Annotated in this window: 17 protein-coding genes and 1 pseudogene; 7 read left to right on the top strand and 11 right to left on the bottom strand. The window is 67.7% G+C overall.

The features are described from left to right. Positions 1–22 precede the first annotated feature (22 nt). The 4 genes and pseudogenes from DPV74_RS15710 to DPV74_RS15725 form a co-directional block, all read left to right on the top strand. Positions 23–829 carry a DinB family protein gene (locus DPV74_RS15710; RefSeq protein ID WP_059698482.1) on the top strand — a complete coding sequence of 269 codons (807 nt, stop codon included), beginning with the start codon at positions 23–25 and terminating at the stop codon, positions 827–829. Then, the gene (locus tag DPV74_RS15715) at positions 826–1,620 is read left to right on the top strand and encodes an alpha/beta fold hydrolase (protein WP_119337529.1); all 795 of its coding nucleotides are present in this window, start codon (positions 826–828) and stop codon (positions 1,618–1,620) included. The genes DPV74_RS15710 and DPV74_RS15715 overlap by 4 nt, the downstream gene beginning before the upstream one ends. Positions 1,621–1,699: 79 nt before the next feature. Beyond that, positions 1,700–2,578, top strand: coding sequence for an alpha/beta hydrolase family protein (locus tag DPV74_RS15720; RefSeq protein ID WP_060067025.1), 879 nt, complete (start codon positions 1,700–1,702; stop codon positions 2,576–2,578). Positions 2,579–2,588: 10 nt separating this feature from the next. Continuing rightward, positions 2,589–2,837, top strand: a pseudogene (locus DPV74_RS15725) (aldo/keto reductase); the annotation flags it as partial. A gap of 94 nt (positions 2,838–2,931) precedes the next feature. Here DPV74_RS15725 and DPV74_RS15730 read toward each other — a convergent pair. Both DPV74_RS15730 and DPV74_RS15735 read right to left on the bottom strand, forming a co-directional pair. Further along, positions 2,932–3,165, bottom strand: a complete 234-nt coding sequence (locus tag DPV74_RS15730) for a hypothetical protein (protein WP_021160304.1) — start codon at positions 3,163–3,165, stop codon at positions 2,932–2,934. Positions 3,166–3,372: 207 nt separating this feature from the next. Next, entirely contained in the window at positions 3,373–4,272 is a 900-nt protein-coding gene (locus DPV74_RS15735; protein ID WP_059620307.1) for a hypothetical protein, read from the bottom strand. Positions 4,273–4,350: 78 nt separating this feature from the next. On the opposite strand from DPV74_RS15735, the gene DPV74_RS15740 reads away from it, so the two are divergent. From DPV74_RS15740 to DPV74_RS15750, 3 genes are all read left to right on the top strand, one after another. Next, positions 4,351–4,689 (top strand): helix-turn-helix transcriptional regulator, encoded by a 339-nt coding sequence (locus DPV74_RS15740; protein WP_021160302.1) that lies wholly within the window; start codon positions 4,351–4,353, stop codon positions 4,687–4,689. Positions 4,690–4,713: 24 nt separating this feature from the next. Then, the gene (locus tag DPV74_RS15745) at positions 4,714–5,205 is read left to right on the top strand and encodes a hypothetical protein (RefSeq protein ID WP_162923052.1); all 492 of its coding nucleotides are present in this window, start codon (positions 4,714–4,716) and stop codon (positions 5,203–5,205) included. A gap of 521 nt (positions 5,206–5,726) precedes the next feature. Further along, a complete protein-coding gene (locus DPV74_RS15750; RefSeq protein WP_059698493.1) occupies positions 5,727–7,655 on the top strand; it encodes a protease pro-enzyme activation domain-containing protein in 1,929 nt (642 codons plus the stop codon). 69 nt (positions 7,656–7,724) lie between these two features. On the opposite strand, the gene DPV74_RS15755 is transcribed toward DPV74_RS15750, so the two are convergent. The 9 genes from DPV74_RS15755 to DPV74_RS15795 form a co-directional block, all read right to left on the bottom strand. Then, the gene (locus DPV74_RS15755) at positions 7,725–8,147 is read right to left on the bottom strand and encodes a biopolymer transporter ExbD (protein ID WP_059698495.1); all 423 of its coding nucleotides are present in this window, start codon (positions 8,145–8,147) and stop codon (positions 7,725–7,727) included. Beyond that, complete coding sequence (locus DPV74_RS15760; protein ID WP_119337530.1) at positions 8,144–8,887, bottom strand: MotA/TolQ/ExbB proton channel family protein; 744 nt, start codon at positions 8,885–8,887, stop codon at positions 8,144–8,146. The genes DPV74_RS15755 and DPV74_RS15760 overlap by 4 nt, the downstream gene beginning before the upstream one ends. Before the next feature lie 14 nt (positions 8,888–8,901). Further along, positions 8,902–9,855, bottom strand: coding sequence for an energy transducer TonB (locus DPV74_RS15765; protein ID WP_162923053.1), 954 nt, complete (start codon positions 9,853–9,855; stop codon positions 8,902–8,904). Continuing rightward, positions 9,831–10,970, bottom strand: coding sequence for a pyrroloquinoline quinone biosynthesis protein PqqE (gene pqqE, locus DPV74_RS15770; protein WP_060067042.1), 1,140 nt, complete (start codon positions 10,968–10,970; stop codon positions 9,831–9,833). The genes DPV74_RS15765 and pqqE overlap by 25 nt, the downstream gene beginning before the upstream one ends. Before the next feature lies 1 nt (position 10,971). Beyond that, entirely contained in the window at positions 10,972–11,253 is a 282-nt protein-coding gene (gene pqqD, locus DPV74_RS15775; protein ID WP_021160296.1) for a pyrroloquinoline quinone biosynthesis peptide chaperone PqqD, read from the bottom strand. After that, positions 11,250–11,969: a pyrroloquinoline-quinone synthase PqqC gene (gene pqqC / locus DPV74_RS15780; protein WP_060197282.1), complete on the bottom strand. Its 720-nt coding sequence runs from the start codon at positions 11,967–11,969 to the stop codon at positions 11,250–11,252. The genes pqqD and pqqC overlap by 4 nt, the downstream gene beginning before the upstream one ends. A gap of 2 nt (positions 11,970–11,971) precedes the next feature. Further along, positions 11,972–12,895, bottom strand: coding sequence for a pyrroloquinoline quinone biosynthesis protein PqqB (pqqB, locus tag DPV74_RS15785; RefSeq protein WP_027790658.1), 924 nt, complete (start codon positions 12,893–12,895; stop codon positions 11,972–11,974). Positions 12,896–12,956: 61 nt separating this feature from the next. Further along, positions 12,957–13,031 (bottom strand): pyrroloquinoline quinone precursor peptide PqqA, encoded by a 75-nt coding sequence (pqqA, locus tag DPV74_RS15790; RefSeq protein ID WP_006485436.1) that lies wholly within the window; start codon positions 13,029–13,031, stop codon positions 12,957–12,959. Between the two features lie 320 nt (positions 13,032–13,351). Then, a partial coding sequence (locus DPV74_RS15795; RefSeq protein ID WP_119337532.1) for a sigma-54-dependent Fis family transcriptional regulator occupies positions 13,352–14,428 on the bottom strand: 1,077 nt, incomplete at its 5' end.

A 14,428-nucleotide genomic window follows, 5' to 3' on the forward strand; every position in this document is an offset into this window, starting at 1 on the left:
TACTCGGCCGTTTCTTTCCATCATGCATTCCCGTTTCGACCGCTTCCGCACCACCGCGCTCGGCGCCCAGCTCGAAGCACTGATCGCTCAACCCGAGCGCTACGTCGAATTCGCGGCACTGTCACGCGTGGGCGTCGCCGCGATCGGCGCGATCCAGCACGAGATCGCGCTGAAATTCCCCGAAATCGAAACCGACACGACGGCCCGCCAGTTCTGCGGCGCGATGGTCGCGGACGTCATGCGTCGCCACGGCCACGACGTCGTGCAGGCGCGCGGGCGGCTCGGCGGCACGCTGTTCAGTTACGGCGCGGTGTTCAGCGCGCATCCGCAGTTGTTGCCGTTCGCCGGTGTCGTCGCCGCGCTGGCGCAACTGCCCGATCGGCTCGCCGCGTATGCGGCGCACGTGCCGGCCGCACTGCGGACGCGCCGCCCCGACGGCACGGGCTTCTCGCTCGTCGAGCATGCGTGCCACCTGCGGGATCTCGACGCGGTATTCGCCGAACGCATCGACGCCGTACGCACCCTCGACCTGCCGGTGATCGCCTCCGTCGACGGCACCGCACTCGCCGCGCAACGCGACTATCTCGCGCAGCCGCTCGACGCGGCGGTCGCGGCATTCCGCACGGGTCGCGCGGCGCTGTGCACCGTCGCCGCCGCGCTCGATCCCGCGCAGCTCGCACGCTGCGGGCTGCGCGACGGCATCCGCCGCATGTCGCTCGACGAACTCGTGCGCGAACTGCTCGACCACGACCGCACGCACGTGCTCGAACTCGACGAACTGCTCGCCGAACTCGCGTTGCCGCCCCTTCCTTGCCCGCCCGCCCCATGACCCAGCCCACGCCCGTCGTCTTCATTCACGGTTTCATCGGCACGCTCGACGTGCGCGGATGGAACGGCCCGCATCTCGCGCCCGACCTGCTCGGTTACGGCGCATATCGCGCGGTGCCGTTCGACGCGATTTCGCTCACAGCTCAGGTCGAGCATGTGCGCCAAACCATCGATGCTCACTTCGGCGCGCAACCGGTCGATGTCGTCGGCCACTCGGTCGGTGGCGCGATCGCGATGCTGTTCGCGCATGCGCACCCGGAACGCGTACGGCGGATCGTCAACGTCGAAGGCAACTTCACGCTCGACGATGCGTTCTGGTCGGCGTCGGTCGGCCGCATGACGCCCGGCGAGGCCGACGCGATGCTCGACGGGCTGCGCGCCGATCCGCTCGGCTGGCTGCGCGGCGCGATCGACGCGCCGTCGCCGGGCCAGCTCGACGACGCCCGCCGCTGGCTTGCGCATCAGCCTGCATCGACGCTGCGCGCGATGGGCCGCGCCGTCGTCGCGACGACGGGCGAACCCGGCTACCTGCAGGCGCTCGCGCAAGTGTTCGAGCGTCATCCCGTCCGGCTCGTCGCCGGCGAACGCTCGCGCGCGAGCTGGCACGTGCCCGACTGGGCGCTCGCGCGCTGCGCCGGCTTCGACACGATCGCAGGCTGCGGGCACTTGATTCCGGCCGAGCGGCCGGATGCGTTTCGCGATGCAATCGGGCGCATCCTGGGCGCAGCAGGCATCTCCGGTCGTCAGGCGGGGAAAATGCCGAAACCGTATGATTCGCCGAAATTTGGTTGAAAGGCGCGGTTGCTAGAGTCACCGGAACAGGGTTTTCCCGGCGTCCGGCGCCGGACTGGGTCGAGACATGCAACGATCGATGCACCTGGCACGTACCTTCTGGCTGCTTCTGCTGCTGGCCGTCACGAGCCCTGCCTTCGCGTTTCATGCGCGGGTCGTCGCGATTCCGAGCGCCGCGATGAGCGAGACGCTGAAGGCGACGGTCGTGCTGCCCGACGATTACGCGCGCGACAACCGCGGCAACGAGCGCTATCCGGTCGTCTATCTGCTGCACGGCTCGGGCGGCGACCATACCGACTGGACGTCGAACACGCACATCGCCGCGCTCGCCGACCGCTATCACGTGATCCTCGTGATGCCCGACGGCGGGCACGAAAGCTGGTACATCGACAGCCCGTTCGATTCGGGCAGCCGTTACGAAACCTTCATCGGCGATGAAGTCGTGTCCTACGTCGACCTGCATTTCCGTACGATCGCGACGCAGCACGCACGCGCGATCACCGGGCTCAGCATGGGCGGCTTCGGCGCACTGCGCATCGCACTCGACCGGCCCGACACGTTCGGCGCGGTCGGCAGCATCAGCGGCGCGGTCGATCCGCGCTGCTGCGCGGACGAGCCGGGCATCGACCACGTGTTCGGCGATCCCGAACGCCATTCGTCATTCTGGAACCGCAACGTGATCGTCGAAAGCGCGCGCGCGTTCGTGCGCGCCCATCTCGACCTGGCGATCGATTGCGGCCGCGACGATTCCTTCGTCGGCTCGAACCGCACGCTGCATGAGCGCCTTCTCGCGCTCGGCGTGCCGCACGACTACACGGAGCGGCCCGGCGGTCATACGTGGGATTACTGGGCGAATGCGATCCGCTACCAGATGCGGTTCTTCGCGACCTCGTTCCAGCATCGCGGTTACGCGTACCATCCCGCACCGGCTGTGCCGGAGATGACACGCGCGGGCTGACGCGTATGCCGCGCGGCCGCGCGGCACGACATCGGTGGCGTTCGCGCTCGTGCGGGTCATGAAGAACCGCATCGTCGGCTCGACGATCGCGCGGCCGCGCACCGAAGCGCATCGGGACAGGGACAGCGACATCGATACGCTGACGCTCGGACTCGGCCCGGACGACGAACGGTTCGCCGGTTCGCTCGTGCCGCTCGGGCACACATCGACGCACGGGTATACCGATCCCGGCTATCCGGTCGAAGGCCGCAAGGTCTGAAATCTGAACGGGACGAATGAGATGCCGGGCTGCCCTGCCCGGCATGAAGAGGCATGCGCGTCACTCGACGCGCGGACACGTGGAAGCGGCGGAATCAGCTGTCGTGCGCAGTGGTATCGGCGCCGACCACGCGATCGAAGAACTCCTGCGCACGCGCCAGCTCGGCGAGCGCGCGATCGAGGCGCGACATCGCGCGCGCGTATTCGGCCGACGAACCGTCGTCGTCGCTTTCGCCGCGCACGGCGCGAAAGGCCTGATCGACGTTGCGCGTTGCTTCGACGAAGCGTTGCGCGGCCCGGGCTTCCCGCGAACAGATGTGGGTCGACATCGACACTTCTCCCTCAGGGTTGCAGTGTGAAGCACGCCGACGCCCCGTGTGCGTGGTGCGCATGTCGGCAGCGTGAACCACGACCCGTCGATCGTCGACGCATCGGCCGCCGCGCAGCGCGCTTCGAGCCGATTGTCCCTCTGCACTCGCCGCTCCGCTATGGCGAGATTGCAACAAATTCTTGCGCGACGTGCCGCGCGCGATTCGTCACGCGCGCCCGATGCGCGGATGTGCAAGGCCCGCGAACGCGGCCGCTTCGCCCGGCGACAGGTCGAACAGGTCGCCCGTGAGATCGCGCGGATGCTCGGCCGCCGGCCGGTTGCGCAAACGCGCCACGTGCGTGGGCGCCACATACGCGGCCGCCGTTTCGATCGGCGGCACGTCGAACAGATCGCGCGTGACGCCGCGCACGGCGTCCGTCGGCGAACGGCCGCGCAAGCGCGCGACGAGTTCGACGAAGCGATCGAAATCACCGGCGCGCGTCGCCTTGTTCACTTCCGCGAGATCGCGCGCCTTCAGCACGCACGGCTGGGCGAGCCGCACGAAATACGGTGCCTCGAGTTCGACCGACAGCGCGAGCGGATAGCTCTTGCCCGTCTGCTCCTTCGCTCGCCCGACGCAATCGACCACGGCCGCGCCCTGCGCGGCGCCGAGCGCCTTGCCGGTGCTCACGCTGCGCAGGTGATCGGGAAACACGCGCAATTGCGTGCCGACCGTCAGCGCGGTGGAGGACGCGCAGACCAGCGCGTAATGCTGTTCGCGGCGCCGGCCCGACGGCAAGGTCGAGCGGCTCGCGATGAAGGTATGCGGCGGCAACGGCCGCACCTGCCCGCTCGCGTCGATCCAGGCATTCCACAACAGCGCGTCCTTGCGCTCGCCCGCGCGCGGGCGCGACGCGACCGGCGAGAACAGCGCGAGCAGCGAGCCCGTGCGATGCGCGGCGATCTGTGCGCTGTTGCCGAGCGGCTGGTTGATGCCCCACAGAAAACGCCCGCCCCCGAGCCGGCGCTCCCATTCCTTGCGGAGCACGACGGTCGGCAGTTCCTCGCCGGACTCGGTACCGATCTTGGTCCAGCAGAACGTGGGTGGGAGGTGTTTCAGTGTCATCAACTTTCTCGGGATACAGCCTCGCTGGTGACAGCAAGCCCATTCAACAGCCGTAACTGTATAGGTATAATGCATCGCATGGAAGCCCCGGACCAAGATTTTCCCGTACAAGACCTGTTGCGCCGCCTGCTGGCAGATACACGCTCGTCCAGCGAAATAGCGCGACTCTCCGGGGTCAGCCAGCCGACCGTATCGCGCCTGAGGCTGTCGAACGGGCATCGGCTGCGCCGCAGTGCGCCATTCAATAAGCTATGCAATTTCTACGGCGTCGATACCGAGCCATCGCGCCGCCAATACAACGACCTGTTGCGCGACGCGATCGTCGACGCGTGGGACGGATCGGACGAGCACGGCCGCGCGCTGCTGGTCGTGATCCAGGGGTTGAAGGGATTACAGGCCAAGGCGGACGACGGATAATCGCCGGGCCGTGATGCACGGCACATGGCGCGCGACCTGCGCGCCGCCGCTGCGGGAATCGGGAAAGCCGGCAAGAAGGAAAAGAAGATGCCGTGCAATACCGGGCGTGCGATCCGCCCGGCTTCAATCGAAGGGAATCGAGCGCTGTGCTGCACGCGTGCTCTCCCGCCACACGCCGACAAGGAAACCTCGAGAGCCGGTTTCAGAACACCGCCGCGAAATGACAGCGGCCGCACCGGTTCTCGGCAACGCCTGCGCTGCGCCTGCATTGCGTCAATATCTCACTCGTCGAGGATGACGAATGACTTACATAATCGTTTTCCGTTTATAAAAAACACCCTGAGAAGCGATTATCTAAACTTTTTAAACCTAATCAAAAAAAGTTTGACTCGTCGTTTTCTTTCTTGCTATCTTTCCCCGCAAGCAATATCGCCGGGAAATCGAATCCGCATCAGGAAATCAATGGCCCGACAATCAACTTCCGTTTTTATTACGTTTAAAACGAGAAGTAGCTGATTCGTAAGCCGCGGCACCCGCTCGCAACACACAGCTCCCGCTTCACCGGTCATCCCGTTCCGCTTCTGGCGGAAGAGGACGATGTCGACATCTCTCCCGATTGACCGGGACATTCGATCTCGCCCGCAGCACCTCACACGAAACACGCACACCACGTCGTCGCTCGACCATGTATTGCCCGCTTATACGGATTTCATTCATTGGATTCCTAATTAAGTGATAACGCAGCGAAACATCCGCAACAGCAGATCGAAGGGAAACAGATGGCCGGCACGCGCGCCGTTGCTGCGACGCGAGCCGGCACGATAGCAGGCCGTGCGCGGGATCGATGTTCGCGATACGCGAATCCGACACCTGGGCCGGCCTCCGATCTTGATGGTGGGAGGGGGAGGAAAACTTATGTCGCCGTGAATCACGCCGGTCGGTCCGGTCTTGCGTCAGGTTGCATGCGCCGCCCTGCCGCTACCCGCGATCCGGGTCGCGCGCTGCACCGGTTCTTCGTCGAAATCTCGGAGCTCACAATGCAGAGAACTCAGCACGTCAATCGCACACTCTCGCAACGCTTTGCCCTCGCCGCACTGCCGCTCGCGGTAGCCGCCACGCTGGCGCCGCTGCCCGCCCAGGCCGCAACCAGCTGGGTGCCGACCCGCACCGCCGCTTTCCTGCTGTCGAATGCGCCCGCCGCGGCTGCTTCGGCCGCCTCGCAGGCCCAGCCTGCGTACTCGCTCAACAGCATCGGCACGCCGGCGCTCACCGACACGCACGTCACCCCGCTCGAACTGAGCCAGCCGCTGCATGTCACCGTGGTGCTGAAGAACCGCAACACCGACCAGCTCGACGCGTTCCTGCGCGACGTCAACCAGCCGGGCAGCGCGAACTACCGCAAGTACCTGACGCCCGCGCAGTTCAAGGCGCGCTTCGCGCCGACCGACGACCAGGTCGCGGCCGTCGTGGCCCACCTGAAGGCAAACGGCTTCAGCAACGTCACGGTGTCGGAGAACAACACGCTGGTCTCCGCCGACGGCAACGCGACCAACGCACAAAACGGCTTCCATGCGAGCATCAAGCGCTTCAACTATCGCGGCAAGCCGGTCTTCGCGAACGATTCGGCCGCGTTGATCCCGGCGTCGCTCGGCCCGGTCGTCGATGCGGTGCTCGGCCTGCAGAACGCCGCGGTGCCGCACCGCCTGCTCCACCGCTTCGCGCCGGCCGCCGCCATCGAGCCGAACAAGATCGCGAAGAACGCGGCCGCCGCGTCGCAACAGGTCGGCCACCAGCCGACCGATTTCGCGAAGATCTACGATGCGAGCGGCCTGCCCGCCGCGACCAACACCACGGTGGGCATCATCACCTGGGGAGACATGACCCAGACCATTGCCGACCTGAACACCTTCACGCGGAATGCCGGCCTGCCGACCGTCAACACGGCCGTGGTCGCGGGCGGATCGGGCACGCTGGCCGACGACGGCGATCCGGGCGAATGGGATCTCGACAGCCAGGACATCATCGGCACGTCCGGCGGCGTCAAGCAGCTGATCTTCTACTCGGCGGTGAACGGCGACAGCAACGACAGCGGCCTCACCGACGCGACGCTGACCGCGGCGTACAACAAGGCCGTGACCGACAACAAGGCGACCGTCATCAACGTGTCGCTCGGCCTCGACGAAACCGCCGCGAACTCGGACGGCTCGCTCGCCGCCGACGACGCGGTGTTCAAGCAGGCCGTCGCGCAGGGCCAGGTCTTCTCGGTCTCGGCCGGCGACGCGGGCGTCTATCAATGGTCGACGTCGCCGCAAGGCGCGCCCGGCTACATCGGCACGTACAACGGCACGTCGGTCAGGACGACGATCAACCTGTCCAAGTACAGCGTGTCGTCGCCCGCGAGTTCGCCGTATGTCGTCGCGGTCGGCGGCACGACGCTCTCGACCACCGGCACCACGACGTGGGCAGGCGAAACCGTGTGGAACGAAGGCGTCGCGTACGCGGATCTCGACAGCAACGGCAACCCGGTCGACAACGCCGTGCGGATCTGGGCCACAGGCGGCGGCGTGAGCGCGTTCGAAACCGCGCCGAGCTGGCAGACGGCCGCGCTCGGCAGCACGGTGACGAAACGCGTGGTGCCCGACGTGGCGTTCGACGCCGCTCAATCGACGGGCGCGTACATCGTCATCAACGGGCAGGCCAACCAGCTCGTCGGCGGCACGAGCCTCGCTTCGCCGATCTTCGTCGGCGGCTGGGCGCGGGTCGAATCGGCGAACAACAACAGCCTCGGCCTGCCGACGTCGGCGTTCTACCAGAACTTCCCGACCAATACGTCGCTGCTCCACGACGTGACCTCGGGCAACAACGGTTATAGCAGCCACGGCTATACCGCGAAGGCCGGCTGGGACGACGATACGGGCTTCGGCAGCCTGGACTTCGCGAAGGTCAGCGCGAGTTCGGCGAAGTAAGCCCCCGGCGCGATGCGGTGCGGCGAAGATGCCGCACCGCATCGCCCATGCAACGCGACATCGCGCGAGCTATCGGCCGCGAGCGGGCGCGGTAACGAAGCCGACTTTCGTGAGACCGGCCGCCTGTGCGGCCGCAAGCAGTTTCGCGACGCTGTCGTAGCGGGCCGCGCGATCGGCGGACAGGCGCACTTCCGGCTGAGGCGCGGTGCGGGCCGCCGCCGCGAGACGCGCCGCCAGCCCGGTATCGGACACCGGCTGCGCGTTCCAGCTCACGCCGCCGCCCGCATCGATCGAGACATCCACATGCGGCACGCTCGTATCCTCGCGCGGGCTCTCCGCCTGCGGCAATGCAACGCGCGCGGCGTGATGCAGCACCGGCAGCGTCACCATGAACACCACCAGCAGCACGAGCATCACGTCGATCAGCGGTGTCATGTTGATCTCGGCTGCGAGCGCATTTCCTTCGGGCGCGTCGTCCGGGCCGGCGTTCATGCTCGTGCTCCGTCGGCGGCAGGGTGCAGGTCGGCCGGCATCCTGGTCGCCGGTTCAGGGCGCCCGGCGGGCTCGGGCACGCTGCCGGTCAGCAGCAACAGATGCAGCCCGTGCGCGAAGCGGTTGAGCCGTGCAACGATATCGCGCGACAGCCGCACCAGCGTGTTGTAGCCGAGCACGGCGGGGATGGCGACGCACAGTCCGAATGCCGTCATCACCAGCGCCTCGCCGACCGGCCCCGCTACCCGGTCGAGGCTCGCCTCGCCGGTTGCGCCGAGCGACAGCAGCGCGTGATAGATCCCCCAGACGGTGCCCAGCAGTCCGACGAACGGTGCGGTGCTGCCGATCGATGCGAGCACGCCGAGCCCGCGCTGCATCCGCGCCGCGGATTCGTCCACCGACGCCTTCAGGCTGCGCGACAGCCAGTCGCTCGCGTCGATCCGGTCGTGCAGCCGGTGCCTGCTCGCCTCGTGATGCGCGATCGCCGCCTGGCCCGCGCGAACGAGATCGACGAACGGCCTGTCCTGCCCTCCGAGCGCGTGCATCGCGCCGGCCGCGCCGCCGTCGTCCCGAAAGCGCGCTTCCGCGCGCGCCGCGCGGCGCCGGATGCCGACGAGTTCGATCGCCTTGATCACGATCACCGTCCACGATGCGATCGACATCGCGACGAGCAACAGCGCGACCGCGCGCGTCATCGGGTCGCCCTGCGTCCATACGTGCTCGATTCCGTAGATTGTCATGATGAAGTGTCCTGTCAGTCGTCGAGATTGAACGCGATCGGCGCGCGTGCCCGCGTCGGCACCGGCGCGCCGTCGAACACATGCGGCGCGCAGCGGCTCGCCAGTATGGCTTCACGCGCCGCCGCGTCGAGACGCGGATAACCGCTGCCGGTCACGACACGTGCGGCGACGATCTGCCCTGCCGCATCGGTCTCCAGTTCGACGAGCACGGTGCCGTGCTCGCCCAGGCGCAGCGACTGCGGCGGGTAGTCGGGTTTGACCAGCGCGCAGTCGGGATGCGCGACGAAGCGCGGCGGCGCCGACACGGAAGACGATCGGGATTCGGGTTGAGTCTGCGTCTGCGTCGGCATTCGTGCGGCCGCATCGTCGTGCGGCGTATCGCGTTGCGCCGCGGCCGGCAAGGACGGACCTGACTGTGCCGGAGCCGGCACAGGCGCGTCATGCGCCGGCGGGCGAGGACGGCCGGACGCGACCTGCCGGTTCATCCGCGACACACTGCCCGCAGATGATCGGGGCGCGGACGTAGCCTCCTGCACCGCGCGCGACGCGGCAACCGGCTTCGCCTTCGCGGCCGCCATCGTCGACGCCTCCGGCGCCGCCGCGATCAGCGTCGCCACCATCACCTGCCGTTGCAGTGGTTCGCGTCGTACGATCTGCTCATGTGCGAGCAGAACGAACAGGGCGGCATGCAGAACGCATACGGCAGCGAAGACCGACGCGACGCAAGTTCCGCGACGGCGTACCCGATCGCCAGCGGCACCACGCACGTCGGTCGCCTGCCGCGTTCCGAAGGCAGCGGTGCTCATCGCACCCGCCTTCGCGCGCTCACCCATCCTCGTACACGCGCGCCACATCGACGACATGAAGAGGAATGCATATCTATCGATCCGGCTTCCATCGCATTGCCTTGCCCTGTTCACCCCGCCGCCGCCGCCGTGCCTTGTCAGCAGTCGCAGGCCGCTCCACACTGCGCGAGCGAATTCTCCTTGCTGCGGAACACCAGCGGCTGTTCGTCGCGCGGCGCGGGTCGCCGCGCGAATTGCACGGCCTGCTCGACCCGGCCGTGATGCGCGGACTTCTCGCACACCGGATCGGGCTGCGCCGGGTCGCCGGCCAACTGGTACGCCTGGCACCGGCAGCCGCCGTGATCGACATGCCGCTCGTCGCACGTGCGGCACGGCTCTCGCATCCAGTCCTCGCCGCGATACGCGTTGAATGCGTCGCTGTCGTACCAGATTTCCTTCAGCGACCGGTCGCGCACGTTCGGCAGCGCGAGCCCCGGCAGCGACCGCGCGGCATGACACGGCAGCGCGGTGCCGTCCGGCGCGACGCCAAGAAACACCGAACCCCAGCCGTTCATGCACGCCTTCGGGCGCCGCTCGAAATAGTCGGGCACGACGAACAGGATCTTGCAACGCTCGCCGATCAGCTTGCGATAGCGGTTGACCGTTTCCTCCGCCTCGCGCACCTGCTCGACGGTCGGCATCAGCTGGTCGCGGTTCACCATCGCCCAGCCGTAATACTGCGTGTTCGCGAGCTCGAGGTAATCGGCGCCGAGGTCGAGCGCCATCTCGATGATCTGTCCGACGTGCGGCAGGTTGTAGCGATGCAGCACGCAGTTGAGCACCATCGGATAGCCGTGCGCCTTGATCAGCCGCGCGACGCCGCGCTTCAGCTCGAACGTGCGCGTGCTCGTCAGGAAATCGTTCAGCTCGCGCGTCGAATCCTGCAGCGACAACTGGATATGGTCGAGCCCGGCCGCCTTGAGCCGCTCGATGCGCGTGACGTTCAGCCCGACGCCCGACGTGATCAGGTTCGTATAGAAGCCGAGCCCGCGTGCATGCGCGACGAGCGTCTCGAGGTCGTCGCGCTGCAGCGGCTCGCCGCCCGAGAAACCGATCTGCGCGGCGCCGAGCGCGCGCGCATCGCTGATGACCGTGCGCCACGCATCGGTGTCGAGCTCCGCGCCGTGCGTCGCGAAATCGACCGGGTTGTAGCAGAACGCGCAGTGCAGCGGGCAACGGTACGTCAGTTCCGCGAGCAGCCACAGCGGCGCGGACGGACGGGAAGTGTCGGGGGCCATGTCAGTCGAGCCAGCCGCGCAGTCGCGCATGATCGAGGAAACGGTACACGTCGGTCGCGAGGTCCGACTGGCTGAACAGGCGCTCGAGCTCGCCGATGATGTCGTCCAGCTCGCGCGTGCCGTCGCAGCGCGCGAGGATCTCGCCGGCACTCGGGTTCAGTTTGACCATTCCTTCCGGATAGAGGAGCACGTACGCATCCTGGGCCGCCTCCCATTGCAGGCGGTACATGCCCCTGAGGCAGGGGCGCAGCGGCACGCCGCTGGCAGCTTCGATCGCGTTCATTGCGGGTAGGCCTTTTCGACGGCGTCGAGCATCGACCACAGGATGTCGAGCTTGAATTGCAGGATGCCGAGCGCACGCTGCTGCGCATCCGGCGTCGTGAAGTGCTGCAGCGTGACCGCAAGCCCGTGCTCGACGTCGCGCTGCGCAAGCGGCACGCGGCTGCGGAAGTAATGCAGCCCGTCCGGCTCGATCCACGGGTAATGCGACGGCCAGCCCGCGAGCCGGTCGAGATGGATCTGCGGCGCGAACATCTCGGTCAGCGACGAGCACACGGCTTCCTGCCATGGCGCGCGCCGCGCGAAATTCACATACGCGTCCACCGCGAAACGCACGCCGGGCAGCACGTGCTCGAGCGACCACAGTTCGTCACGCGAGAGACCGCACGCCTCGCCGAGCCGCACCCATGCCTCGATGCCGCCTTCGTTGTCGCCCTGCCCGTCGTGGTCGATCAGCCGCTGGATCCAGCGGCGCCGCGTGTCGCGGTCGGGGCAGTTCGACAGGATCGCCGCATCCTTGAGCGGGATGTTGATCTGGTAGTAGAAGCGGTTCGCGACCCAGCCGCGGATCTGCGTGGGCGAACAGGCACCGCTGTTGAGCCGGCGGTTGAACGGGTGATGGATGTGATAGCGCGATTCGAGCGCGCGCAGGCGCGCCTCGAATTCGGTCGCGCTCCAGGGCGTCGGATGCAATGCCGTAGCGGGAATCGGAGCGTTCATGGTCAGACCTGGAATTGCATGCCGTCGTGCGCGACGTCGATGCCATGCGCGCGCAGGTGCGCGTGCTCGACGGAATGCGGATCGAGAATCGGATTCGTGTTGTTGATGTGCGTGAGCACCTTGCGCGTGCGCGCGGGCAGCGTGTCGAGCCAGTCGATCATGCCGGGCCGCCCGTGCTCCGCGCATTGCGCGAGATGCCCCATGTCGGCCGCGTGCTTGCGCGACAGGCCGAGGTCGATCATCTCGGTGCCGCTCCAGAACGTGCCGTCCACCAGCACGAGATCGGCGCCGTCCATCGCCGCGCGCACGTCGTCGGTGACGGCCGCGAGCCCCGGCGCATAGAACGCGCGCCGGCCGCTCGCGACATCTTCGATCGACAGCGCGATGTTGTCGCCGGGTGCGGCCGACGCACGCCGCGGCGAATAAGGCGGCGCCTTGCTGTCGACGGGAATCGCGGTAAAGCGGACCCCGCTCGCCGCCGGCACCGTGAACGGCTCGCCGAGCACGATCGTATGCGCGGCGACGCCGCAGTAATGGCCGAGCAGCGGCACGAGCGGCAAGCCGGTCGACAGGTCGTCGAGCACCGGCGCGCTCGCGTAGAGCGGCAGCGGCGTCGAGCGCTCGCGCAGCATCAGCAGGCCCGTCACGTGATCGATCTGCGCGTCGCACAGCACGACGGCGGCGATGCCGCTGTCGCGAATCGCGCGTGCCGGCTGCAACTCCGGATCCGCGCGCAACTGGGAAAGGATGTCGGGCGACGCGTTGACGAGGATCCAGTCGATGCCGTCGTCGCTGACCGCGATCGACGACTGTGTGCGAGGCAGCACGTGGCCGCTTCCGCTGCGCGCGCGGCGACAGTTCGCGCAATTGCAGTTCCATTGCGGCAGGCCGCCGCCGGCTCCCGAGCCGAGTATCTTGATCTTCATGGGCGTCAGCTCCCGACGCCGCCCGCGCCGATCACGGCAAGACGGGCGGCACGCTCGGCGATCAGCGGTTGGCGATGTACATCGTGATTTCGAAGCCGAAACGCAGGTCGGTGTAAGACGGGGTGGTCCACTGCATGATGTGTCTCCTGATTGAGTTGATGAGTTGCGTCGGTGAGTCGGTGAGTCGTACAACCGCGGCAATCGAGCGGTCGGTTCCTATTCAGCAAGGAGCGTGCCGAGGCCGCACTTCGACGGCCCGACAGCGATGCGCGGCGCTCGCCCGGGCATCGGGACGCAATCCTTACGATTTGCCTACGCGATTGGCGCGAATGCGGTTCGACGCCACGGCCGCACGATGCGCATGGGCGGTGACAGGTGTTGAATCGTTGAACACCGGTGTTGCAACTTGACACACCGGCTGTGACAGGCCGCGCGGCCGCGAACCCGTGGCGCGCGTCAGCTTTCGTCGGACGGCTGGCGCTGCGGGTCGGCGGCCGGCATCTTCCGGTAGATCGTGTTGCGCGACACGCCGAGCGCGCGCGCCGCCGCGGACACGTTGCCGCCGTGGCGCGCGAGCGCAGCGGCAATCGCGGACGCGGCGACATCCTGCAACCGCGCGTCGCCTGCCGGGAGCGCGTCCGCGGGCCATGCCGCGGCGGACGGATCGTGCGCGGCCGGCTCGGCCCGGGTATCGTCGCGGCGCAGGTCGTCGAAGAAATCGTCCGGCAGGTGCTCGCGCCGGATCTCGCCGTCGTCGTCGACCATCGCCGCCGCCGTGCGCAGCAGGTTGCCGAGCTGGCGGAAGTTGCCGGGCCACGCGCAGCGCACGAACAGCGCCATCACGTCCGGCGCGACGGACAGCGGCGGCCGGCCCGGGCCCGCGTAGGCCTCCCGTTGCAGCATCTTCTGCACGACCACCGCGAGATCCGTGCGGTCGCGCAGCGGCGGCAGGCGCACCACGAGGCCGTTCAGCCGGTAGTACAGATCCTCGCGAAAGCGGTTCTGCGCAATCATGTCGCGCAAGTCGCGGTGCGTCGCGCAGATGATCGCGATGTCCACGGCGATCGTCTTCGTCGATCCGAGCGGGTTGACGAGGCGCTCCTGCAGCACACGAAGCAGCCGCACCTGCAGCGGATACGGCATGTCGCCGATCTCGTCGAGAAACAGCGTGCCGCCGTTCGCCTGCAGCAGCTTGCCGATCGAGCCCTTGCGGCGCGCGCCGGTGAATGCGCCCTCTTCGTAGCCGAACAGCTCGGACTCGATCAGCGTCTCCGGAATCGACGCGCAGTTGACCGCGACGAACGGCGCATCGCGCCGCGGCGAGTCGTTGTGGATCGCCTGCGCGAGCAGCTCCTTGCCGGTACCGGTCTCGCCGGTGATCAGGATCGGGATGTCCTTGCCGATCACCTTGCGCACCTTCGCGATCACGCATCCAACCTGCGGATCGCCGGTGTCGAGGTAATTGAGCCGCGACAGGCCGGCCGACGTGCCGGCCGCCGGCGCGGGCACCGCGTTCGCGCGCGCGGCCGGCGC

The sequence above is a fragment of the Burkholderia sp. HAN2018 genome, assembly GCF_024704855.1.
Lineage (GTDB): Bacteria > Pseudomonadota > Gammaproteobacteria > Burkholderiales > Burkholderiaceae > Burkholderia > Burkholderia cepacia.